Origin of the sequence: Clostridium sp. AF36-4 (genome assembly GCF_003435975.1) — a bacterium.
In the GTDB taxonomy this organism is placed as follows: domain Bacteria; phylum Bacillota; class Clostridia; order Lachnospirales; family Lachnospiraceae; genus Eubacterium_F.
On sequence record NZ_QTVH01000005.1, the window covers coordinates 125,386 to 148,292 of the forward strand.

Genomic DNA, 22,907 nt, shown 5'->3' on the forward strand with positions numbered 1-22,907 from the left:
AATGAATCAGAGAGAAAAAGCGGATTTTACACAGGGAAGTATTTTAAATAAATTAATTCCATTTATGATGCCTGTTTTAGGTGCACTTGTATTACAGGCGGCATATGGTGCAGTAGATTTGCTTGTTGTAGGAAGATTTGGAACGACGGTTGGGTTGTCGGCGGTATCTACAGGCAGTCAGATATTGAATCTTGTTACCTTTGTAATCACGCAGTTTGCAATGGGAATTACGGTGCTTATTGCACGGTATATTGGGGCAAAGAAAGTGGAACAAATCGGCGAATTGTTAGGAGGAGCCGTGACGGTATTTACAATCATATGTATTATATTATTTGTTGTGATGGTATTTTTTGCGAATCCATTAGCGGTATTGATGCAGGCACCAGAAGAGGCGCTTGCCCTTACATCCGTTTATGTAAGAATATGCGGAGGCGGAATATTTTTTATTGTTGCCTATAATGTGTTAGCAGCCATTTTCAGAGGCTTTGGTGATAGCAAATCACCGCTTATTTTTGTGGCGGTTGCATGCGTTGTAAATATTATCGGAGATTTGATTCTTGTAGCTGGTTTTCATCTTGATACGGCCGGTGCCGCGATTGCAACAGTTGCGGCTCAGGCGGTAAGTGTCATTCTTGCCATTATTATTCTAAAGAAGAAAAATTATGGTTTTCATATTAAAAAACGGGATTTTAAAATTAATAAACAGTGTAAGAGATTTGTTCGTGTGGGATTGCCATTGGCGCTTCAGGAATTTTTGACACAGATGTCTTTTTTGGCACTTTGTGCCTTTATCAATAAGCTTGGACTGGAAGCTTCCTCCGGGTACGGAGTTGCTTGTAAAATTGTCAATTTTGCAATGCTTGTTCCAAGTGCGCTTATGCAGTCTATGGCATCGTTTGTATCACAGAATGTTGGTGCCGGAAAAAATGAACGAGCAAGAAAGTCTATGTTTACCGGCATGGGAGTTGGTTTGGTTGTCGGTGCGGTAGTATTTATTTGTGTATGGAATTTTGGCGATTACTTAACATCTATTTTTACAACCGATTCGGCTGTAATTCAAAAGGGTGCAGAATACTTGAGAGGGTTTGCACCGGAGACGATTGTTACAGCCATTTTATTTAGTATGGTAGGATTTTTTAATGGAAATGAAAAAACGGTATGGGTAATGATTCAGGGACTGATTCAGACATTGTTAGTGAGACTGCCTCTTGCCTATATTATGAGTATACAGCCACATGCAAGTCTTACTAAAATAGGATTGGCGGCCCCTGTTGCGACATGTTTTGGAATTGTTTTGAATGTGATTTTTTATATTGTTTTTGTGAGGAAGAACACTTGCCGGATAAAGAAGAAATAGTATTGAGGTGATAGAAAGTGAACTGGGAGAAGGCAGTTGTTTTACGGTTGTAATTCCTTTCCGACTTGACAGGCAGGCAAAAGCACAAGAAAAAGAAGAGGCTGCAGATGCAGATATCACCGGTCTTAGAATTTTAGTGGCCGAAGACAATGAATTGAACATGGAAATTGCCCGGTTTATATTAGAAGACTGTGGTGCATTGGTAGAACCGGTATCCAATGGACTTGAGGCGGTACATAAATTTGAAGCATCCGCCGAGGAAGCTTTTGATGTTATTCTCATGGATATTATGATGCCTGTGATGGATGGGATTACTGCGACCAAAACAATACGTGCCATGGAGCGTCCGGACGCTTAGACAATTCCAATCATAGCGATGACGGCAAATGCCTTTAAGGAGGATGAAGAAAAATGCATGGCAGCAGGCATGAATGCACATCTGGCAAAGCCGTTGGAGGAAGAAAAAGTAGTTCGTGCGATTTATGAAAATATAACTGAAAAGAGGTCATAAAATATGGAACAACTCATACTGCTTGTGAAATATCAGACAAAACTAAATAAAAGAAAGGATTTTGTGAAGGAAGTGATTTCCTCCGGAGTTTTAGAAGAAATACGTCAAGAAGACGGCTGTATATCTTATGATTATTATTATGATGCGGTCAACCCGGCTTGTGTGCTTCTTGTTGAACAGTGGCAATCAAAAGGACAGCAGCAACAACATTTGCGGAGTGAGCATATGCATATTTTGAAAGAGATAAAGGAGAAATACGTCCTAGATACATCGGTGCGTGAGATTTCGGTATAATAATTAACTCTTGCATTCGTGACTGGTTATGCTAAAATAACATTAGTTAGACGTGGCTAATCGTGAAAGGAGAAATGTGATGACAGATGAAGAATATAAAAATATGTCGGTGAAAGAATTTACAAAGGCGGCTAAAAATTATGAAAGCGACCATGCGGGAATTTATAAGATGTGTAAAAAAGATTACCCGGATATTTTGGAGGAACTGGAAAAGGAAGATTTTTCAGACCTTTTGGACGCCGGATGTGGACCTGCGCCAATGATTTCTCTGCTTGCGGAAAAATATCCGGATCGTCATTATACAGGACTTGATTTGACACCGGCAATGATTGAACAGGCAAAAAAGAAAAATATTCCAAATGCTGATTTTGTAGTTGGTGATTGCGAGAATTTTCCGTTTGAGGACAATGCGTTTGATGCCATTATCTGCTCGAATAGCTTTCATCATTATCCGAATCCACAGGCATTTTTTGACAGCGTAAAAAGGTGTCTTCGTCCCGGTGGAAGGCTTGTACTTCGGGATGTAACCAGTGATAATAAATTGTTATTATGGTTTATGGATAAGATAGAACTTCCTCTGGCAAATTTGTGTGGGCACGGAGATGTGACAATCGCTACAAGAGAAGTGGTTACGGACTGCTGTAAAAAGGCGGGTTTAAAGGTAGAAAAACTGGAGATTCGAAAGGGAATGCGCATGCATTGTGTGGTGAGTAAATAATCGGAAAGTACAGTCATAATTTTGTAAGAAATTATGAAGAAAGATATCAGAAAGTTGTGATAGGAACTATAAAAATAGCCTTTTTTGTTCTGCTATGATGTTATCAGAAACTGACAAAGGAGGCTATTTTTATGGAAAGAATAAACAGTCAGACAATCCTTGCTAAGAGGAGAAGCAAACAAAGAAAACAAAAATTAGTAAGAGGTCTTGCAATTGTTTTGGCGCTGATGGTGATATGGAAATTTTTTGGAAGTGCAGTAACATGGATTAGACAGTGGCAATCTGATGAAGTATATGATGTGTCTGCTGAGAATATGTCCGTTCATGGTGAAAAGGAGAAAGCACCCAAAAAGTTTAGCGAAGCACAGATTACAAATGAATTAAGCCGTTTGTCCAAGAAAAATCAAACATATGAAAGTATTTATAACAATCGGGCGGAATATCCGACGGTATTATTACGTTCTCTTTGTAATAATTCGGAGATGTTGAATTTTGTGGCTGGATATTTAATAGCAGATAAATCTGCGCACGGTGAATTAACAAAAAAAGAATGTGAGGGAAAGATACCTCTTTTGCTGCAATGGGATAGAAGATGGGGATATGTATCCTATGGGAGCAGTGATATTGGTTTATCGGGCTGTGCTCCGACTTGTTTGTCAATGGTGATTGTGGGGCTGACCGGCAATCGAAATGCAACACCGGATAAGATTGCAGAATATGCACAGGAAAATGGCTATTATCTAAAAGGAACGGGAACGAGCTGGAGTCTGCTTACCGAAGGTGCTTCATATCTTGGCGTTGAGGGACGTGAAATTAGCTTGAGTAAGAAAACCGTTCAAACCGCATTGCAGCAGGGACAGCCGATTATTTGCAGTGTGGGACCGGGAGATTTTACAACAGAGGGGCATTTTATTGTGTTGACCGGGATGAAGTATGGAAAGATTAAGGTAAACGATCCCAATTGTATTCGCAGGAGTTGCTTATGGGATTATGAGGTGCTTGAGCCACAGATAAAAAATTTGTGGGCATATTGCCGGTGAGGACATTTGCAGAAGCTATTTGTTTGTAGTACAATGACCTCAAATGAGTAAATGGAAGAGGTGAATACGCAGATGGCTGAGAATATTCTGGTGGTAGATGATGAAAGGGAAATTGCAGATTTAGTAGAGGTGTATTTACAAAATGAGGGATATACGGTGTACAAGTTTTATAATGCAGGGGATGCTCTTAATTGTTTGGAGACAACACCAATTAGTCTCGCCGTATTGGATATTATGCTTCCTGACATGGATGGATTTGCACTTTGCAGAAGGATTCGCCAGAAGTTTTATTTTCCCATTATTATGCTGACGGCGAAGGTAGAGGACTTAGATAAAATTATGGGATTGACGGTGGGAGCAGATGATTATATTACAAAACCATTTAACCCGTTGGAACTTACCGCTCGTGTGAAAACGCAGTTACGACGTTATACACGATATAATACAGTAGGTTTTGCAGGGGAGCAGGATGAAGAGATTGATATACGGGGTATGCATATTTCTAAGGCTAGCCATAAATGTACGTTGAATGGACAGGAAGTTGCATTTACGCCTTTGGAGTTTGATATAGTCTGGTATTTGGCGAAGCGGCAGGGGAATGTTGTGTCTTCTGAGGAGTTGTTTGAAGCGGTATGGAAAGAAAAATATTTGGACAACAACAATACGGTAATGGCACACATTGCCAGAATACGGGATAAAATGCATGAGATGCCACGAAAACCAAAGTTTATAAAAACAGTCTGGGGGGTAGGTTATACCATTGAGTAAGAATGCAAAGTTAGAGAAAAAACAAGGGGAAAAGCATAATCATAAGGCAAGACAGCTTATGATGCAGTATGTCATTACACTGGGGGTATGTATCGGTAGTCTGGCATTATTTGTTATATTATCAAAACTTGTTTTGTCAGTCAGAGTATGGTATCCGTCGGATTCGTACTGGCCGTTATTACATTGGCTTAATCTGCATATCATTACTGTTTGTGCAGCAATTGGCGGAGCAATCTGGTTGATTGTGACAATCTATTATTTGTATCGTGTATTCCGGCAAATAGATGAGATTGTGGATGCCGCAGGGAAAATGGTGTCCTGGCCGGAAAAGCCATTGGAAATGCCACGTTCTTTGGAGGGCGTGCAAAATGAGTTGAATCTTGTGCGGGAGCAGGCGCTGCGAAATGAGATGGCGGCGAAGGAGGCAGAGCAGAAAAAGAATGATTTGATTGTATATCTGGCTCACGACCTAAAAACACCTCTTACCAGTGTGATAGGATATTTGTCATTGCTTCGGGATGAGCTGCAAATATCGGAAAAATTACGTGAACGTTATACAGAAATTGCACTCAATAAAGCAGAAAGACTAGAAGAATTAATAAATGAATTTTTTGATATTACGCGTTTTAATCTTTCTGTTATGACGCTGGAAAAAGAGACAATCCATTTCAGCCGTATGCTGGAACAGATTGTTAGCGAGTTTGAGCCGATTTTGCAGGAAAAGAGATTATCTGTAGAATCTGTGATTGAGAAAGATATTATTTTGTCCGGAGATGCTGATAAATTGGAACGCGTCTTTGATAATCTGCTTCGCAATGCTGTCAATTATAGTTATCCGGATACGGTCATACATTTGTTAATGAAGCGGATGACGAAAGAGCACAAAGTTTTGATTCGTGTACAAAATCATGGGCGGACGATTGCTAAAGAAAAATTGGAACATATTTTTGAGCAGTTTTTCCGTGTGGACGCATCAAGGTCTTCTGCAACGGGTGGTTCAGGACTTGGCTTAGCTATTGCCAGACAGATTGTGGAGATGCATTACGGACAGATACGGGCAGAGAGTGCGGATGAGACAATTGTGTTTGAAGTAGAACTTCCGTGTGAATGAAAATGCGTCGATAAACACTTGATACAAACAACTTTGAAAGGTCATTTGACAAGTATATTTTTCATTGTATAATGAAAGTGGATAGATTATATTTGAATGGAGGACGCCTATATGGACAAAGTATATATACTGGTATTGCTGTTAATGATAATTCCAATATTGATTTGTATAAAATATGCTGGAAAAGTAAAAAGTGAAGTGGCATCTTCTATTGTAAAATGTCTTGTTCTTGTGATTATCACCATTCTTAGTAATGGGGTATTTGTGCTTTCAGACAACCAACTGTTTTCGTATGTTATGGAAGGACTGTATCTGTTTTCTTTTGACGTGCTGTTGATTTATATATTACAGTATTCACAACAGTATACCCGGGTTTTTAACGAAGTGACTTTGTTTCGGACAGGCTGTTTTGTTGTTGCAGGTTTGGATGGAATTTCACTGCTTCTAAATGTATTTTTTCATCATGTATTTACGTTGAAAGCAGAAAACTATATAAGTTTTCAGATGTATCATATTAGTGATAAAACGATTTTTTATTATCTTCATTATGGATTTTCCTATTGTTTGATGTTTTGCATTATTGCATCTTTTTTGACAAAGATTGTGCAAATATCGGATTTTTACCGCAAGAAATATGTTCCAATTTTCGGAGTATTTTGTGTGATTGTTATATTAAATATTGTATGTAATATTTCGGGATTTCCATTAGATATTTCTCTTCCGTTTTTTGTATTTGCATCCATTTTAATTTGTTATTTGACGTTATATCGGTCGCCAAGGGAGTTGATTGATGAAACATTGTCCATTGTGGTGGCAGGTATGAATAATGCGGTAATCTGTTTTGATATTAGTGGGGAATGTGTCTATGCAAATGATCATGCACGCAGTATATTTCATGACTTGTCAAATGATATTGCAGGATTTTCCGAGCAGGTGCAGAATTGGCTGTGTGGACATGATTTTGACAACCGGGACTGCGTGGAATGGAGTGCCCAAAGGACGATTGACAATGAAATACATTATTTTGATATAGAATATAGAAAGATATTTGCAAAGAAGGGTGAATACATAGGATTTTTCTTAAATCTCATTGATACAACAGAAAAACGTCTTGCCTATGAAAAAGAAAAATATTTGGCGACGCATGATACGCTTACCGGATTATATAATAAAGACTATTTTTCAGTAAAAGTAGCAGAAGTTTTAAAAGAAAAAACAGACGAGGACTGGCTGTTAGTATGTTTTGATATTAAGGATTTTAAATTGATTAACGATCTTTTTGGAATTGAAAAGGGAAACGAAGTCCTAAAAATGCAGGCGGACATTTTTAGGGAACAATGTGGTGAAGGTATTGTCCATGGCAGAATTGGTGGGGATAAGTTTGCAATGTGTGTTCCAAAAACTCAATTTTTGGAGCAGAATTTTATGAATATGGTACAGACAATGAGACATGCGTTTGATAATGATATGTATCATTTGTATATGTATATTGGTGTTTACGAAATTACGGACAGAGATGAGGATGTTTCCATCATGTGTGATAAAGCAAATCTTGCCATGAAAACATTGTATGAAAACTATGACAAATCGATTGCCTATTATAGTGATGTTATATTGGATAAAACTATTGAAGAAAAACAGCTTGTAGGGGATTTCGATGAAGCGATTGCAAAAGGGCAGTTTTGCATGTACTTACAACCCCAGATGACATCGGAAGGAAAAATGATTGGGGCAGAGGCTCTTGTAAGATGGCAGCATCCGAAACGCGGATTGATTTTTCCGGGAGATTTTATTGAAATTTTTGAGCGGACAGGACTTATTTACCGGCTTGACCGGTTTGTGTGGGAGCTTGCTGTTGAAAAATTGGCACAGTGGCAGAAAAACGGAAGGGATGATCTATATATATCCGTAAATATTTCTACAAAGGATTTTTGTTATATGGATGTTTATAAGACCATCACGTCTCTTGTGGAAAAGTATCAAATTGTGCCATCAACTTTGAAACTGGAGATTACGGAAACGGCTATCATGACGGGAACTGCCGGAGAACTTGAAATCATTGGTCAGTTTAGAAAATATGGTTTTGAAGTGGAAATTGATGATTTTGGAAGCGGTTATTCTTCTTTTAATACGTTGAAGGATATAGATGTTGACGTGTTAAAAATCGATATGGGATTTTTAAGAACAACAAAACCGGAACATTTGGAAAGAAGTATGACGATTTTAAATATGATTATATCTCTTAGTAAAATGCTTGGTCTTTCTGTGATCACAGAGGGCGTGGAGACAGAGGAACAGGTTGTCAAACTCTCACAGATGGGATGCGGAATCTATCAGGGGTATTATTTTTCAAAGCCGATTCCGGTGAGTGAATTTGAGGAGAGATATATGTAGAGGGGGGAGAGCAGGATTGAGACGCGACCGGATTTTTTGTTTCATTTGACATAAAAACCATTCAATGATATTATGATATTAATAAGAAGTGCTACCGCCTATGCGGATAGCCTGATAATTTTGTCAGAAATGACCGCCAAAGTTTGTCAGACAGGGGCGGTTATTTTTGTGTCTTGGAATTATGCTTACCATGCGTATAACCAAGACTATAAAAGGTCGCACACAGTGCGAGCACTGAGATAAGGTCACTAATGGTTAGCATAAGCAAAAACCTCCTCGAAAGATTTCCATAAAAGGATGCTCTATGTAATCGCAAGCTAAAACTCTTGCGGAGAAGGCTAACCGCTTGCCGATAGGGTAGCACTGAAAATATTATAACAGACACGTGATAAAAAAACAACTGCTTCTATTGGATTATTTTACTGTAGAAAGGTTGCTAAAGAACAGGCAAAATGGTATGATTAGTTAGATACAACTAACAACAAGGAAGGGCGAGGACAAAAATATGACAATACTAATCATTCGAATTATGTTCGCACTGGGAGTTGTGGGATATGCAGTCAATATGTACTGTGACCGCATCTTAAGTATATTTCCAAATGGAACAATTAAACTTGATAATATAAAAGAAATAGAAAAAGAGGGTGTGCTGGCGAAGATGTTTTTGATTTAAGTTTTTTATTAATAATGCCGATATTTACACTATAAAGTATGTTTGAAATGGAGTTCAAACGAGTAATACTTCAAGGAGGATGGCATTATGGCAGTAAATGGAATTGGGAATGGTTATTTCTATCCGGTGAAAAATCAAGAGACAGTTGGGATGAAGGCATCGGATTCGAAACCATCGTCTCGGACGGTGGTTAATAATGGTGGTGTGAGTTATGAGAAAAGTATATCGGATGCTGCTTCATCCGGTCTTGATTTTATACAGGAAGTGGAAAAGCGAAATAGTGGAACTAAGTTTTTTGTGGGAACTGTAGGTTACGGGCAGACATATGGCAATTCATCGGATGTGAATTTTGTAATTCATCCGAAATATTTAGACAAACTGGGAACTGATGAAGAGGCGAGAATGACCTTTGAAAAGGATGTTAAGTTTTTAACGAATTGCTCCAAACAGTTTAAGGCACAGATGAAAGCACAGGGGCGGGAAGTGGTAAGCGACGGCTGGTTTTGCGACGAAAATGGAAACTGGGGCGGCTGGGTTATTACAAAAAATTCAGATAAGAGTTCCTTTTTGAAGAAAATGTCAGACCATACAAATGAAATTTTAGAAAAGAAACTGGCAAAGAAAAAAGGAAAAGCGTGCCGGGCGTATTTACAAAACCGATTTAAGGGGATTCAATTTCGATTAACAGGAGGAGATGAAAAATGCAGGTAAATGGACTGAGCGGAGCTGGTTCCAAGACAGCTGGAATTAAAATGGCACAGAAGATGGATTCTTTTAGCATAAATATTAAAAACGAGATTGCCAGAAAGCAGAAAGAGCAGCAGGAAATTTCTTCGAATAAATCATTGAGTGCAGAAGAAATTGTCAGCATCTGCATCCCAGATGAATACTTTGGGAACACTAAATCAAAAGATTGCTGATGTGGCAAAAGAAAAAGAGGATGAGGATAAGGAAGTTGCCAGTTCCTTCACAAAATGCTAGTATAGGAAAGAGGCAGGTGATACTTTTGAAAGCAGAGCAGGTAATCAGAGAAACGGCAAATCTTTGTCGGGATTTTGGAGCAAAAGAAGTTATATTATATGGTTCAAGAGCAAAGGAAACTGCGAGGGAACGAAGCGACATTGACATTGCAGTAACCGGTGTCAAAGATTTTGATGCACTTGTCGAAGAAGTGGAAAATCTGCCAACATTATACAGCGTCGATATGGTAAATATGGATACTTGTAAAAATCAGTTGTTATTGGAGGATATCAGACAGTATGGACGAAAAATTTAATCGCCGGTTTACATCATTTTGTAATTCGCTGGATGCATTATCGGAGGCAAAAAACAGAGATTTTTCTGATTCATTTGTCTTGAGTGGAACAAGTGCAAAGTTTAGTATTACATTTGATTTGGCATGGAAGGTTATGAAAGACATTTTGGTGCAGTACTATGCAATCACGGGGTTTGTTGCTGGTTCTCCAAGAGAAGTGTTGCGAGAGGCATTCAAAGCAAATTTGATTTCTGATGAGGCATGGATGGAAATGCTAAAAGTGAGGAATGAACTTACTCATGATTATGATTGCGAAATTGTGAAAACGCATTGTGACGCAATTGTTAGGAAATATATTGATCTGTTTTACATTTTTGCCGACAAAGTGAAGCAGTTGGGGGATAGCCTTAATTAGAGGCCGTGTATCGTTATTGGATGTGGTAACAACCGTATACAGGAAAGTGTTCCAGGACGCATTTATAAGATAAGGATAAACTGAGTTTGGCTGGTTTTGTTTGCGTCAAATATTCGTTGCCAGTTTCTTTGACTTTTCTCCTGAATTACGGAAATCAAAAAGTGCCAACGACTTGACACATACCCATTTTCTGCTATACTAAAGATAGTGGATAAAACTGCGATAGGATTGTCGCAGAGTTAAGGTAATGGAGTACCGATGCAGTAATCAAAGGAGTGAATGTTATGAATAATATGTATGGATTAGGAACATATGGAGCAAATTCATTTGTAGACACATTTTTTGGAACTAGCAGTACAAGGGGCGGCTCACTTTTGTCGTCGATTGGCGACTTGCAGATGATTCAAAAAGGTGCTTACAAAAAAGCGATGAAAGCTTATGTGGCAAAACAGAAGAGCAGTGATTCTGCGGAGACAATTAAAAACTCCGGTACAGCAGACAGTGGCACAAAGTTGTCTGGTTTAAAGAGTTCGTCACAGAAGCTGTATCAGGCAGCAAATGATTTAAAAAATGCTTCTTATGGTGATAATACAAAAGCAGAAGATTTATTAGATAAGGCGAAGAACTTTGTGAGCCGGTACAACAGTGTACTTGGTACAACAAAAAGTATGAACTCATATAGTATTTTGCAGACGGCTGTATGGGGAACGGAACAGATGAATCTGAGTCAGGGACTTTTGAATAAAGTTGGAATTACAATCAATGACGATAATACATTGTCTTTGGATGAGACGAAATTCAAGGCAGCAAATATGAGTGATTTGAAGGCACTGTTTTCAGGCAGCGGTTCACTTGCTGACCGCGTGGCACAGAAAGCATCGACACTGTACAATCAGAGTACAAACCAGATTGCATTGAATCAGGGCAAGTCGACATATACGATGTTTGGCACGTTGATTTAACGAAAAAGAATAAACGAATACAACCGTGCGGCACAGACAGGAAGGACGCTGTTTGTGCCGTTCGTATGTTGAAGGAAAGGAAGAGAAGGATGCACCGTTTTTTTGTACCGGAGGAAAACCGCACGGAAAATGAAATTGTGATACATGGGGATGATGTAAACCATATCCGCAATGTTCTCAGGATGGCAAAAGGGGAAAAGATAATGGTTTCCTGTGGGAAAGGTGTGGATTATGAGTGCGAGATTCTGGCGGTTTCCGATAGCGAGATAAGTCTTTTGATTCGGGATGAGAAACCGGCGGTTTCAGAACTTCCGGTGGAAATTACATTGTTTCAGGCACTGCCGAAAAAAGATAAAATGGAACTCGTGATTCAAAAGGCAGTGGAATTGGGAGCAGCATCCATTGTGCCGGTGAAAACAAAACGATGCGTGGTAAAACTGGACGCCAAAAAAGAAGAAAAGAAAGTGACAAGATGGCGTACTATTGCTGAATCGGCCGCAAAGCAAAGCGGTAGAGGTGTTTTACCGGAAGTGACGGCGGTGAAAAGTTTTTCGGAAGCACTTTCTATGGCAGATGAAATGGATTATGTGATGATTCCTTACGAATTGTGCGAGGGCATGAAAGAGTCAGTTCTTTCCTTTACGGAGGCCTCTCAAATAAAAAGAGGCGGCCGGATTGGCATTTTTATCGGACCGGAAGGTGGTTTTGAACGCGGGGAAGTGGAAGCGGCAGTGGCACAAGGGATTAAACCGATTTCTCTTGGTAAACGAATTTTGCGGACGGAAACGGCAGGGTTAGCAGCGTTGTCGATTCTTATGTTTTTAATCGAAGGAAGAAATGAGGAAGAATAAATGGAATGTTATTTGGATAATGCGGCGACGACGAGACCATTTTCAGAGGTCTGTGACTTGGTGACGCGGGTGATGTACGAGGACTTTGGAAATCCATCATCCCTTCACATGAAAGGTGTTATCGCAGAGCGTTATGTAAGACAGGCGAGAGAACAGATTGCCAAAACGTTAAAGTGTGCGGCGAAAAACATTGTTTTTACAAGCGGCGGTACGGAGAGTAATAACATGGCGCTGATTGGTTCAGCACTTGCAAATGCCCGTGCAGGCAAGCACATTATCACAACCTGTTTTGAGCATGCGGCTGTTTATGAGCCGCTGTTATATTTAGAAAAAATGGGTTATGAAGTCACTTACCTTCCCGTGGATTCAATGGGGCATGTGAGTGAGGAAACGCTTGAGAATGCATTACGTAAGGATACGATTTTAGTCTCTACGATGCTTGTGAATAACGAAGTTGGTGCGATTTTGGATGTCGAGAAATTTTCTAAAATTGTAAAAGCATTTAACAAGGATATTATTTTCCATGTAGATGCGATTCAGGCATATGGGAAAATGAATATTTATCCAAAACGAATGGGAATTGATTTGCTGAGTGTCAGCGGTCATAAAATTCATGGACCGAAAGGAACCGGATTTTTATATATTGGGGATAAGGTTAAAATTCATCCCTATATTCATGGCGGTGGGCAGCAGCAGGGGATGCGCTCCGGAACGGAAAATGTACCGGGAATTGCCGGGCTTTCTCTGGCTGCAGAAAAAATGTATGCAAATCTGGAGGAAAATAGAAAGCACTTGTATGAATTGAAACAGTATTTTGTTTCTCATATTGGAGAAGTTGATGGGGCTGTTGTAAATGCCTGTGATGCTTCTGCGGTAGAAGAGACGGCACCTCATATTGTGAGTGTGAGTTTTGACGGTGTCCGAAGCGAGGTGCTTTTGCATGCCCTTGAGGAAAAAGAAATTTATGTTTCTTCCGGGTCCGCCTGTTCCTCAAATCATCCGGGAATCAGTGGAACGCTGAAAGCGATTGGCGTTGCAAATGAGCGGCTTGACTGTACGCTGCGGTTTAGTTTTTCCGTGGAGACACAGATTGAGCAGTTAAAACAGACAATTACGGAATTAAAACAATTGGTACCGGTGTTAGCACGGTATACAAGACGATAGAAGGAGAGAAAAATGGTACGAGCTTTTTTGATTAAATATGCAGAAATCGGAATTAAAGGAAAAAACCGTTATGTATTTGAAAATGCATTGGTTCGCCGTGTGCGTGAGCGTTTGGACCGCTGTGTGGGTGAATTTATGGTAGAGAAGGAGCAGGGACGCGTCTACGTGGAGGCTCTTTCGGATGATTTTGACAAGGAAGAAGTGATGGAAGGGCTGAGCCATGTTTTTGGTATTGCTCATATCTGTCCGGTTGTTCTAGTAGAGGATAAAACATTTTCCCATGTATGTGAGGAACTGGTGACTCATATGAAAGAAGAACTGGGTGACCGCCCATTCACATTCAAAGTATTTGCCAAACGAAGCGATAAAAAATATGAGATGAAAAGCCCGGATATCTGCATGCAGGCTGGTGAGTATATCATTGAAAATATGCCAAATGCGTCGGTTGATGTGCACCATCCGGAAATTAAAGTGTATATTGAAATCCGCAAACGTGCTTATGTGTATGTGACAAGTATCAAAGGACCCGGCGGTATGCCGGTTGGTACAAGTGACCGCTCAATGCTGCTTTTATCCGGAGGTATTGACAGTCCGGTTGCCGGCTATATGATGGCAAAACGTGGCGTGAAAATTGAAGCAGTTTATTTTCATGCACCGCCATATACAAGTGAGCGTGCCAAACAAAAGGTTGTAGATTTAGCGCGTCTTGTTTCCGAGTATGCGGGTAATATCAATCTCCATATTGTGAATTTTACAGATATTCAGCTGTATATTTATGATAAATGTCCGCACGATGAATTGACAATTATTATGCGCAGATACATGATGCGGATTGCAGAAAAAATTGCGAGAGAACGTCACTGCTTATCACTGATTACCGGTGAAAGTGTCGGACAGGTGGCGAGCCAGACAATGCAGAGTTTAGCGGCAACGGATGCGGTATGTAATATGCCTGTGTTCCGTCCGGTGATTGCTTTTGATAAAAATGAAATTATTGAGATTGCGGAAAAGATTGATACCTTTGAGACATCGATTCAGCCGTTTGAAGACTGCTGTACGATTTTTGTGGCAAAGCATCCGGTGACGAAACCGGACATTGCAAAGATGGAAGAGTCTGAGAAAAACTTAGCGGAAAAAATTGATGAAATGGTAAAGAAAGCGATTGAAGAACGTGAAGTAATCTGTGTAAAACCAGAATAAAATTTTGTGGGGCGGTGCGTCGTTTTGAGACAAAAAAAGAAGCGGCCATCATGCCGCCCCATGCTAAGTAACAAACCCAATATTATATTTTTTATTTAACGATGAACTCGTCAAGTTTAGCAAGAATTTCATCAATGTTGTTCTCGCTGTGAATATTGAGGTCGATTGGTTTTGACAAATCCAAGCTGAAAATACCCATGATGGATTTTGCATCAATAACGTATCTTCCGGATACTAAGTCAAACTCTGCATCGTACTTTGTTACTTCGTTGACAAAAGCTTTTACTTTGTCGATTGAGTTTAAAGAAATTTTAACTGTTTTCATACTATATTACCTCCTTATTTTGTGTTAAGAGATTTTCCTCTCTTCACGTATTATATTAGTATGATTAACGAAGTATGTCAATATAAAAAATAAACGAGGTCTTTTCAAAAAAATATTGTTTTTTGTGCAAAATGCTATGGAAGGAAAAGAATAAAATGAAAGTTGCTTTTTTGACACTTGGCTGTAAAGTAAATTTTTATGAGACGGAACAAATGATGGAACAGTTTCAGTCTCTTGGCTTTGATGTAGTAGATTTTCAGGAAAAAGCGGATGTTTATATTGTAAATACGTGTACGGTGACGAATATGGCTGACCGGAAATCCAGGCAGATGTTACACCGTGCGAAAAAGAAAAATCCGGATAGTTTAGTAGTGGCAGTTGGCTGCTATGTTGAGAGCGGCGAGGCAAAACTTGAAGAGGATTCGGCTGTTGATGCCTTTTTCTCAAATCGGGAAAAAGAGCATATGGCAGAGCGTTTTGTGGAACAATTTCATTTGACGCCGAAAGAAACACAGACGATGGGAAGCCGTCATGTGGAGCATGAGAGAACAAGAGCATATCTGAAAATTCAGGATGGATGCAATCAGTTTTGTACTTATTGTATGATTCCTTATGTCAGAGGCAAAGGTAAGTTAGTCAGCATGCCAGAAGATGAGGTTATTTCTCATGTAGAATTGTTGGCGAAGCAGGGCTATAAAGAAGTTGTTCTTACCGGGATTCATCTGTCTTCTTATGGCGTGGATTTTTCGGATGCATTAAATTTTGTCTCCCTTGAAGGTAAACCACTTTTGGCTGTGATTTCAAAAGTCGCAGAAATTGAGGGGGTTGAGAGAATCCGGCTTGGCTCACTCGAACCAAGAATTATTACGGAATCTTTTGCAAAAGAACTTTCGGCAATAAAAAAAGTGTGCCCGCATTTCCACTTATCCCTGCAGAGCGGATGCGATACGGTATTAAAGCGGATGAACCGGCATTATACAAGTGCAGAGTATAAGGAAAAAGTGGAAATTCTGCGAAAATATTTTGATTATCCGGCGATTACCACGGATGTCATAACGGGATTTCCGGGAGAAACCGAGGAAGAATTTTTGATTACAAGAAATTTTCTGAGGGAAATTGCTTTTTCTGATTTGCACATTTTTCCTTATTCGCCGCGCAGAGGAACAAGAGCTGCGGCAATGACAGACCAGGTTGACCCGCAGGTGAAAAAACACAGGAGTGATTTGCTCATACAGGATACAAAAGAATATCAGAAAAATTATGCGGATGCTTTTGTTTCAAAACGGGAAAAGGTACTGTTTGAAGAAGTTGTTTCCCATGAAGGGAAAGAGTTTCTGATTGGACACAACGAACGTTATGTAAAGATTGGCGTTTTAGCATCCGAGGCAGCAGAAAAAGGGTATGTGGAAAATGAGATTCATGAGGTTTTTGTGGAGCATGTTTTGGTGTGAGGATTGATTTGCATTATACCTGAACGGAGGAATGAGTATGGAAAAAGAAATCTTAAAAGAACCACAGTTTACCGATGAAATTGTATCGATTATAAGAAGTGGTCTGCCGGATGAAGAAATTATTGAGAAATTACATGACTACCATGATAATGATATTGCAAGAAGTTTAGAAGCACTGACAAAAGAAGAAAGAATCCATTTATATAATATATTAGAGCCTGAATGGGTATCTGAAATTTTTACTTTTATTGAGGAACCGGAAGACTATATTGAGGAAATCGGGATTGATAAACTGGCGGCAGTTATCAATGAAATGGATTCTGATGACGCAGTTGATTTGCTGGAGGAAATTGATGAGAGTGTAAAGGAAAAACTGCGTCCGATTCTGCACGAGGATGTCAAGGCAGATATTCAGTTGATTCATTCGTATGATGAAGAGGAAATTGGTAGTCTTATGACGACCAATTATATCTGTATTAAAAAGACATTGAATATTCGCCAGGCTATGCGTGAGCTGATTGTACAGGCAGGTGAAAACGACAATATTTCAACGCTTTATGTTGTGGATGAGAATAATAAATTCAGTGGTGCGATTGATTTAAAGGATTTAATTATTGCCAGAGAAAATGATGATTTGGATGACCTCATTAGTTATTCGTATCCGTATTTGTTAGACTGCGAAAAGATATCCGACTGCATTGAAAAAATCAAGGATTATGCTGAGGATTCGCTTCCGGTATTAAATGATAAAAAAGAAATTATTGGTATTTTGACGGCTCAGGATGTTATCGAGGCAGTTGATGATGAGATGGGTGAGGATTATGCGAAGTTAGCCGGTTTGACAGCAGAGGAAGACTTGCGTGAGACAACAAAGGAAAGTATGAAAAAAAGACTGCCATGGTTAATCATCCTGCTTCTTTTGGGTATGGGCGTGTCAACTGTGGTTGGCTCATTTGAAGCTGTGGTGGCGGTGATTCCGATTGTGATTTGTTTCCAGTCCCTTATATTAGATATGGCGGGAAATGTCGGCACACAATCACTGGCGGTAACGATTCGCGTACTGATGGATGATGAATTGAATGCAAAAGCAAAACTTCGGCTTGTGCTGAAAGAAATGAAAGTTGGCTTCTGCAATGGGCTGCTTTTGGGCGGACTGGCATTTGTCTTTTTGGGACTGTATATTTTCGGCTTAAAGGGCTATGCCCTTCCGACGGCATTTTTGGTGTCCGGCTGTGTTGGCGTGTCACTGCTTTTAGCAATGGTAATTTCAAGTCTGGTAGGAACATTAGTGCCACTGTTTTTTGCAAAAATTAAAATTGATCCGGCAGTTGCATCCGGTCCATTGATTACTACGGTAAATGATTTGGTGGCTGTGGTCACGTATTATGGATTGGCATGGCTGTTCCTGATTCCCATAATGAATTAATATATTGAGAAAAATGTTGTTTGAGGTATACTATAGATAATATTTTGGAAAAGGGGTGACCGTATGAGTGGTTCAAAAGCTAGTGTGATTGAAAAAATTAATCGAATGCCAGACGAAATGAATGAATTTGAACTTATTGAGCGGTTGTATATGCTGAGTCGATTGGAACATAGCAGACAGCGCTGTCAAACAGAAGGAACGTTCTCGGATGAGGATGTCAGTGAGTATTTTGGGAAAAAGAGGGAGATGCATGCGAACAGATGAGAAAACTAGAATGGTCTCCTGATGCATTAGAGGACTTAGATGTAATTTGGTCTTATATTGCGGAGGACAATGTTGAGCGTGCAAGTTCTTTTGTGGAAGAACTACAGGCGCAAGCAAGAAAAAAGAAGTTCATTCGCGAGAGACTATAACGCGGAAGCGTTATCTCGTCTCTCACGAATGAACTTCTTTTTTCTACTTTCTATGCTTCAAACTGGAACCAGTCAAAGTCAAATTTACTACCCGGCATAAAGATAAAGTTTACTTTTCCGTATCCGGTAAAGCCGCTAATTGGGAAAGTGACTTCTTTGTAATCATCACTCTGCGTAAATTCTGCCATGTGATTGATCTCTCTGCCGTCTTCTGCAAAGAAGCGGATGTGAATCGTGTTGACAGGAATTGGTGAGTGACCGCAGATTGTAATTTTTGATGGTCCTTCTTCACCAAAATCCATATGCTCAAATTCGAGTGTAACATTATTTCCGATGTCAGTAATTTGTTTTTCTAAAACGGTAAACATATCACCGGAAATCGTATTGTTTTCGATGGCGTATACTTTTCCGTAGGCTTTGCTTAATGTCTTGCAGTAAAAGCCCTGTAAGGAAAGTTTGATGCTTGGGTATACCACGATGGAAATGCTTTGTACACCGCGGATTCGCTCCGGCAGAGTGTAAACATTTTCCTGATAGTGGTTATACCAGCTCTTTGCCTGATACTTGTCTTTGACAAGGCATTTGCCGTCTTTTTCAGAGTCACCAAGCCAGATTTCAATTGGCAGCTCATCTTCAAACGAGAAAATCGGAATGTGAATCTCATCTGATCCATATTCGCCAAAGTCCACATTTTCAAAGAGAAAGCGGGTGCGCTCTTCAGCGGTGATATAGACACCACCTTGAAAACTTAACTTAGCTTCGTTTGTGCAGTCCTTATAGTCGATGCCGTTTACCATTTTATATGGATTTAAAGTTGCCTCGCCGAGGCCTGTCACACAAAATTCCAACTCGGACATTACTTCCATCACATCGCGTCCGTTTTTACAGCTGCAACACAGGCGGAATTCACCATCGCCTAATGCGTGGATGGTTGCCTCGGTTCCGTTTGTCTCGATTTTCACACTATTGCTTTCGACACCATCAAGTGTAACCGCCTTAAATTCAATTTCCCGGTAGGTTGCATCCGCAGGAAGAATTTTTGCGGTAACGGTAGTTTCTGTCACATTTTCGTCGAAATGATTGGTGCCGTGGTTCGTTAATTCAATTTTGCGAACCGGAATTTCATCGGTTAAATCTTCTGCGGATTCTTTATTTTCCATGAAGCAGGAAATACCATCACGGACATCACAAGAAATGGCAGGAATCGAAAGGGCGGCAGCAGTAAGTCCTTTGGAAGTGACTTCGATATCAATGGTTCCCGGTGTGTCTTTGGCAGCGATAATTGCCAGAAGACGACCGCTGAATAAGCGGCGGCTCGTTCCTTTGTAGGAATCAAAGTCGGTGCTGTCACCGTTGTCCAGCCCGATTAAACGTCCGGCACCGCTGACGTGAACCTGAACACGGCTGCGGCTGTTTGCAACAAATGTATCGTTTTCATCGAGAGTGTTAATCTCGACAAATAAAAGATCTTCGCCATTTGCTAAAAGTTGTTCTTTGTTCGGCTTGCATACGATTTTTTTGGCATCGTCAAAAGATTTTTGTACGGTTTCTGCAATTACCGCATCGTTTTCATCGTAAGCAACTGCTTTTAGCTCACCCGGCTCATAGGCAATCTGCCAGTCGCAGGCTAAGTGAGTGCCCTTTTTGTGGTCAATCGTCTGTGCACCAAGAGATTTGCCGTTAAAGAATAATTCGACTTTTGGCGCATTGGAAAAGGCACGGACATCGATTTTCTGACCGATATTAAAATCCCAGTAAGGCAGGAGATGAACCATCGGATTTGTCTTATAATCCGTCCACTCAGCCATGTAATGATAGTAGCTGTCCTTTGGAAAACCGGCGGTGTCAACCTGACCGAAATACGAATTTTTTGTAAAATATGGTGTCGGCTCGCCGATATAATCAAAACCGCTCCAGATAAACTGACCAAAACAGTAATCACGGTCACGGTGGGCAGATACAACGACGTCTGTATTTTTAGCTCCCCAGTTTGTGGTACAGTTGCCAAGGGAAGAGCATTGTCCGTCATCGTAAGTTAATAAACGGTTTGTCAGTGGGAAATGGTAAATACCACGGCTTTGCAGAGTGGAAGAAGTTTCACTTCCGAAAATGCACCAGTCCGGATATTTTTCGTGGTGTTCATCATACAGATGTTCCATATAATTGTAACCGACCAAATCAACTTCAGCAGCACATTTCTGAGCTCCCTCACCGCCCATGATATTAGAACCCATGCCAATAACGGCATTGCCGTAGTAGTCAAGTTCTTTGACAGCATCCCGTAACATTTTTGTTACTTCTAATCCACGGTCAAAATTGATGTCGTGGATTTCGTTTCCGATGCCCCAGATAAAGACGGATGGGTGGTTTCTGTCTTGACGTACCCAGCTTGTCAAATCGGTTTTCCACCAGTCTTTAAAATAATTTCCGTAATCGTAATCGGTCTTGCAGTGTTCCCACATATCAAAACTTTCCGTGTACAAAAGAAGACCCATTTCATCACATAATTCCATCAGTTCCGGTGCCGGCATATTATGTGCACTGCGGATGGCATTAACACCCATTTTCTGCATAATTGTAAGCTGGCGTCTGACAGCCTCGCGGTTCATGGCAGCACCGAGTGCACCGAGTGTATGATGCTCACAGGAACCGTTGATTTTTACATTTCTGCCATTCAAAAAGAAACCTTTATCCGGGTCAAAGGCAATTGTCCGGAAACCAAAGCGTTCATCACTGGAATCAATGGCAGTTTCGTCTTTTATAATTTCACTATGTACGGTGTACAAATTCGGTGACTCAATATCCCAAAGAAGTGGGTTTTCAAAAGTCATTGTCTGTTTGTTTACGGTAAGGCCGCAAGGCACGGTAAGAGTTTCTTTACTTGTACCGGCCACTTCACCATCCGGTGCAAGTACTGTGTGGCAAAGAGTAACCTCGCAGGCAGAATCGATATCGTTTTGAATCTCGTAGTCGGCATGCAGAATGAAGGTATTTCCTTCTTTTTTTGCTGCCAGATAACCGCCATCTGTTGTGAAATGAACGGCAGGACGTCTTACAAGCCAGACGTTTCGGTAAATGCCGGAGCCCGGATACCAGCGGCTGTTTGGAAGTTCATAGGTGTTTTTTACCCAGATGGTATTCTCACCTTCTTTGACATAGGAAGTCAAATCAATTTCAAATTGGGAGTAGCCGTAAGGCCATGTGAAAATTTTCTCTCCATTCAGATAGATTTCATTATCCATATATACGCCTTCAAACAGTATGGAAAGTCGGTCTAAACCGAGTGCAGGCACCGTAAAAGTTTTTTTGTAGCAGCTGACTCCCTGAGCGTACAAATCTTTGCTGTCGTAAATCATCCAGTCATGCGGGATGTCAACCGGCTCCCAGTCCTTTGCATTGAAGAATGTATCAATGGTCGTTTCCAGTGGTTCTCTGTGGAAAAACCAGTCGTTGTTAAAAAGCTGTTTCATAAAGGTTATCCTCCTAAAAAGTCGTTTTGAATGTGGGTTAATTATCTATGTATAAGGATAGCAAAAAACTTTGACACAGGCAATGAATTTCTTTATACTTAAGATGTAGTTTTTTTGGAAAGGGAAAAAATATGCAGATTTGTAAAATTGTGCCGGAGAAACTAAGACCGGCATTGGAACTTATCTGGGAAGTCTTTGAAGAATTTGAGGTGCCGGATTATGAAGAAATGGGGATTCAGACTTTCCGCCATTTTATTGAGTATCATAATATGGTGGAAAAAGTCAATCAGGGCGAAATGAAATTTTATGGGTGTTATCTCAACCAGTATCTGATTGGTGTAATTGCCCTGCGCACAGGACAGCACATCAGTCTTTTGTTTGTGAGAGGGAAATTTCACCATCTGGGAGTGGCAACGAAACTTGTAGAGATAGTGGAAAATGAGGTGTTAGCACAGAATCCTAAAATTCGTGCGGTTACGGTAAATGCTTCACCATATGCCGTAGGATTTTATGAGAAAAGCGGTTTTGTCCCTTTGGATAAGGAACAAAAGGCAAATGGGATTCGTTTTACGCCGATGAGAAAAATGATTTGAATTGATTCTCAGCAAGGGGCATAGGTACAACTTTCACGTTCTATCAGCCGACAGGGAAGCTCAATTCGAACACATTCTTTGTGAGCCTTCTTTTGCTGGTCAAGCAGAAGAAGAAGTGCGAAGTGGGCAAGTTCTTGTTTTGGAATATCTATGGTGGTCAGCATCGGCGATGTTTTGGCAGACTTCCGAATGTTATCAATTGCGATAACAGAAGGAAGATAATTTTTTCTTCGGCACTTATTTAATGAGCGGAGTACACCAAGTGCTGTACAATCATTGGCACAGAAAATAGCGGTAGGAGGCTCCTCTTCTTTGAGGATGTCGTTCATGATGCGGGCTCCCTCTTCTTCCGTTTGACTGCTTGGGTGCACATGGCGATAATCAAAGGGAATGTGGTGTGTTAGTAATGTTTGATAATAGCCAACATAACGTGACTCATAAGTACAATCGCCGATATAGGCGATTCAGACTGTAGACAAAGTGGTGCTAGGACTGTTGTCCTGGCACCATTTTTTC

Annotated in this window: 24 protein-coding genes and 1 pseudogene; 22 read left to right on the forward strand and 3 right to left on the reverse strand. The window is 40.3% G+C overall.

The features are described 5' to 3' along the window. Position 1: 1 nt before the first annotated feature. The 17 genes and pseudogenes from DW005_RS04365 to thiI all read left to right on the forward strand — a co-directional run bounded on the left by DW005_RS04365 (position 2) and on the right by thiI (position 14,713). Positions 2-1,357, forward strand: a complete 1,356-nt coding sequence (locus DW005_RS04365) for an MATE family efflux transporter (protein ID WP_117478309.1) — start codon at positions 2-4, stop codon at positions 1,355-1,357. A 7-nt stretch (positions 1,358-1,364) separates the two neighbouring features. Next, the gene (locus DW005_RS04370) at positions 1,365-1,715 is read left to right on the forward strand and encodes a response regulator (protein WP_242989360.1); all 351 of its coding nucleotides are present in this window, start codon (positions 1,365-1,367) and stop codon (positions 1,713-1,715) included. A 156-nt stretch (positions 1,716-1,871) separates the two neighbouring features. After that, the gene (locus tag DW005_RS04375; protein ID WP_117478310.1) at positions 1,872-2,162 is read left to right on the forward strand and encodes an antibiotic biosynthesis monooxygenase; all 291 of its coding nucleotides are present in this window, start codon (positions 1,872-1,874) and stop codon (positions 2,160-2,162) included. A gap of 79 nt (positions 2,163-2,241) precedes the next feature. After that, positions 2,242-2,880 (forward strand): class I SAM-dependent methyltransferase, encoded by a 639-nt coding sequence (locus tag DW005_RS04380; protein WP_022376679.1) that lies wholly within the window; start codon positions 2,242-2,244, stop codon positions 2,878-2,880. 131 nt (positions 2,881-3,011) lie between these two features. Next, entirely contained in the window at positions 3,012-3,920 is a 909-nt protein-coding gene (locus DW005_RS04385) for a C39 family peptidase (RefSeq protein WP_117478311.1), read from the forward strand. 72 nt (positions 3,921-3,992) lie between these two features. Next, a complete protein-coding gene (gene vanR, locus DW005_RS04390; protein WP_022376681.1) occupies positions 3,993-4,688 on the forward strand; it encodes a VanR-ABDEGLN family response regulator transcription factor in 696 nt (231 codons plus the stop codon). A gap of 415 nt (positions 4,689-5,103) precedes the next feature. Beyond that, positions 5,104-5,799: pseudogene (locus tag DW005_RS04395) on the forward strand (HAMP domain-containing sensor histidine kinase); the annotation flags it as partial. A 111-nt stretch (positions 5,800-5,910) separates the two neighbouring features. Next, positions 5,911-8,193: an EAL domain-containing protein gene (locus tag DW005_RS04400; RefSeq protein WP_181974938.1), complete on the forward strand. Its 2,283-nt coding sequence runs from the start codon at positions 5,911-5,913 to the stop codon at positions 8,191-8,193. A 505-nt stretch (positions 8,194-8,698) separates the two neighbouring features. Beyond that, a complete protein-coding gene (locus DW005_RS13770; RefSeq protein WP_181974939.1) occupies positions 8,699-8,866 on the forward strand; it encodes a hypothetical protein in 168 nt (55 codons plus the stop codon). Positions 8,867-8,953: 87 nt separating this feature from the next. Beyond that, positions 8,954-9,577 carry a DUF6033 family protein gene (locus DW005_RS04405; RefSeq protein WP_117478313.1) on the forward strand — a complete coding sequence of 208 codons (624 nt, stop codon included), beginning with the start codon at positions 8,954-8,956 and terminating at the stop codon, positions 9,575-9,577. Next, positions 9,568-9,786: a hypothetical protein gene (locus DW005_RS04410; RefSeq protein ID WP_117478314.1), complete on the forward strand. Its 219-nt coding sequence runs from the start codon at positions 9,568-9,570 to the stop codon at positions 9,784-9,786. Before DW005_RS04405 ends, DW005_RS04410 begins: the two co-directional genes overlap by 10 nt. Positions 9,787-9,863: 77 nt before the next feature. Next, entirely contained in the window at positions 9,864-10,142 is a 279-nt protein-coding gene (locus DW005_RS04415) for a nucleotidyltransferase domain-containing protein (RefSeq protein WP_242989361.1), read from the forward strand. Further along, a complete protein-coding gene (locus DW005_RS04420; RefSeq protein ID WP_117478315.1) occupies positions 10,126-10,536 on the forward strand; it encodes an HI0074 family nucleotidyltransferase substrate-binding subunit in 411 nt (136 codons plus the stop codon). The genes DW005_RS04415 and DW005_RS04420 overlap by 17 nt, the downstream gene beginning before the upstream one ends. 284 nt (positions 10,537-10,820) lie before the next feature. Further along, positions 10,821-11,498, forward strand: a complete 678-nt coding sequence (locus DW005_RS04425) for a hypothetical protein (protein ID WP_117478316.1) — start codon at positions 10,821-10,823, stop codon at positions 11,496-11,498. Positions 11,499-11,587: 89 nt separating this feature from the next. Continuing rightward, positions 11,588-12,349 (forward strand): 16S rRNA (uracil(1498)-N(3))-methyltransferase, encoded by a 762-nt coding sequence (locus tag DW005_RS04430; protein WP_117478317.1) that lies wholly within the window; start codon positions 11,588-11,590, stop codon positions 12,347-12,349. Continuing rightward, on the forward strand, positions 12,350-13,513 hold the full coding sequence (locus tag DW005_RS04435) for a cysteine desulfurase family protein (protein ID WP_117478318.1): 1,164 nt from the start codon (positions 12,350-12,352) through the stop codon (positions 13,511-13,513). A gap of 12 nt (positions 13,514-13,525) precedes the next feature. After that, positions 13,526-14,713: a tRNA uracil 4-sulfurtransferase ThiI gene (gene thiI / locus DW005_RS04440; RefSeq protein ID WP_022376691.1), complete on the forward strand. Its 1,188-nt coding sequence runs from the start codon at positions 13,526-13,528 to the stop codon at positions 14,711-14,713. Positions 14,714-14,804: 91 nt separating this feature from the next. Here thiI and DW005_RS04445 read toward each other — a convergent pair whose 3' ends face one another. Beyond that, positions 14,805-15,038 carry an HPr family phosphocarrier protein gene (locus tag DW005_RS04445; RefSeq protein ID WP_022376692.1) on the reverse strand — a complete coding sequence of 78 codons (234 nt, stop codon included), beginning with the start codon at positions 15,036-15,038 and terminating at the stop codon, positions 14,805-14,807. Between the two features lie 155 nt (positions 15,039-15,193). Here DW005_RS04445 and mtaB point away from each other — a divergent pair, with 155 nt between their 5' ends. From mtaB to DW005_RS04465, 4 genes are all read left to right on the forward strand, one after another. After that, positions 15,194-16,489, forward strand: coding sequence for a tRNA (N(6)-L-threonylcarbamoyladenosine(37)-C(2))-methylthiotransferase MtaB (mtaB, locus tag DW005_RS04450; protein ID WP_117478319.1), 1,296 nt, complete (start codon positions 15,194-15,196; stop codon positions 16,487-16,489). 37 nt (positions 16,490-16,526) lie between these two features. After that, entirely contained in the window at positions 16,527-17,915 is a 1,389-nt protein-coding gene (gene mgtE, locus DW005_RS04455; RefSeq protein WP_117478320.1) for a magnesium transporter, read from the forward strand. Between the two features lie 63 nt (positions 17,916-17,978). Then, positions 17,979-18,179, forward strand: coding sequence for a hypothetical protein (locus tag DW005_RS04460; RefSeq protein WP_117478321.1), 201 nt, complete (start codon positions 17,979-17,981; stop codon positions 18,177-18,179). Then, the gene (locus DW005_RS04465) at positions 18,176-18,328 is read left to right on the forward strand and encodes a type II toxin-antitoxin system RelE/ParE family toxin (protein ID WP_117478322.1); all 153 of its coding nucleotides are present in this window, start codon (positions 18,176-18,178) and stop codon (positions 18,326-18,328) included. Before DW005_RS04460 ends, DW005_RS04465 begins: the two co-directional genes overlap by 4 nt. Positions 18,329-18,378: 50 nt before the next feature. Here the strand turns inward: DW005_RS04465 and DW005_RS04470 are convergent, their stop codons facing one another. Beyond that, positions 18,379-21,798 (reverse strand): DUF4982 domain-containing protein, encoded by a 3,420-nt coding sequence (locus DW005_RS04470; RefSeq protein WP_117478323.1) that lies wholly within the window; start codon positions 21,796-21,798, stop codon positions 18,379-18,381. Positions 21,799-21,929: 131 nt separating this feature from the next. Here DW005_RS04470 and DW005_RS04475 point away from each other — a divergent pair, with 131 nt between their 5' ends. After that, on the forward strand, positions 21,930-22,391 hold the full coding sequence (locus tag DW005_RS04475; RefSeq protein WP_117478324.1) for a GNAT family N-acetyltransferase: 462 nt from the start codon (positions 21,930-21,932) through the stop codon (positions 22,389-22,391). Positions 22,392-22,399: 8 nt separating this feature from the next. On the opposite strand, the gene DW005_RS04480 is transcribed toward DW005_RS04475, so the two are convergent. Then, entirely contained in the window at positions 22,400-22,855 is a 456-nt protein-coding gene (locus tag DW005_RS04480; protein WP_117478325.1) for a substrate-binding domain-containing protein, read from the reverse strand. Between the last annotated feature and the right edge of the window lie 52 nt (positions 22,856-22,907).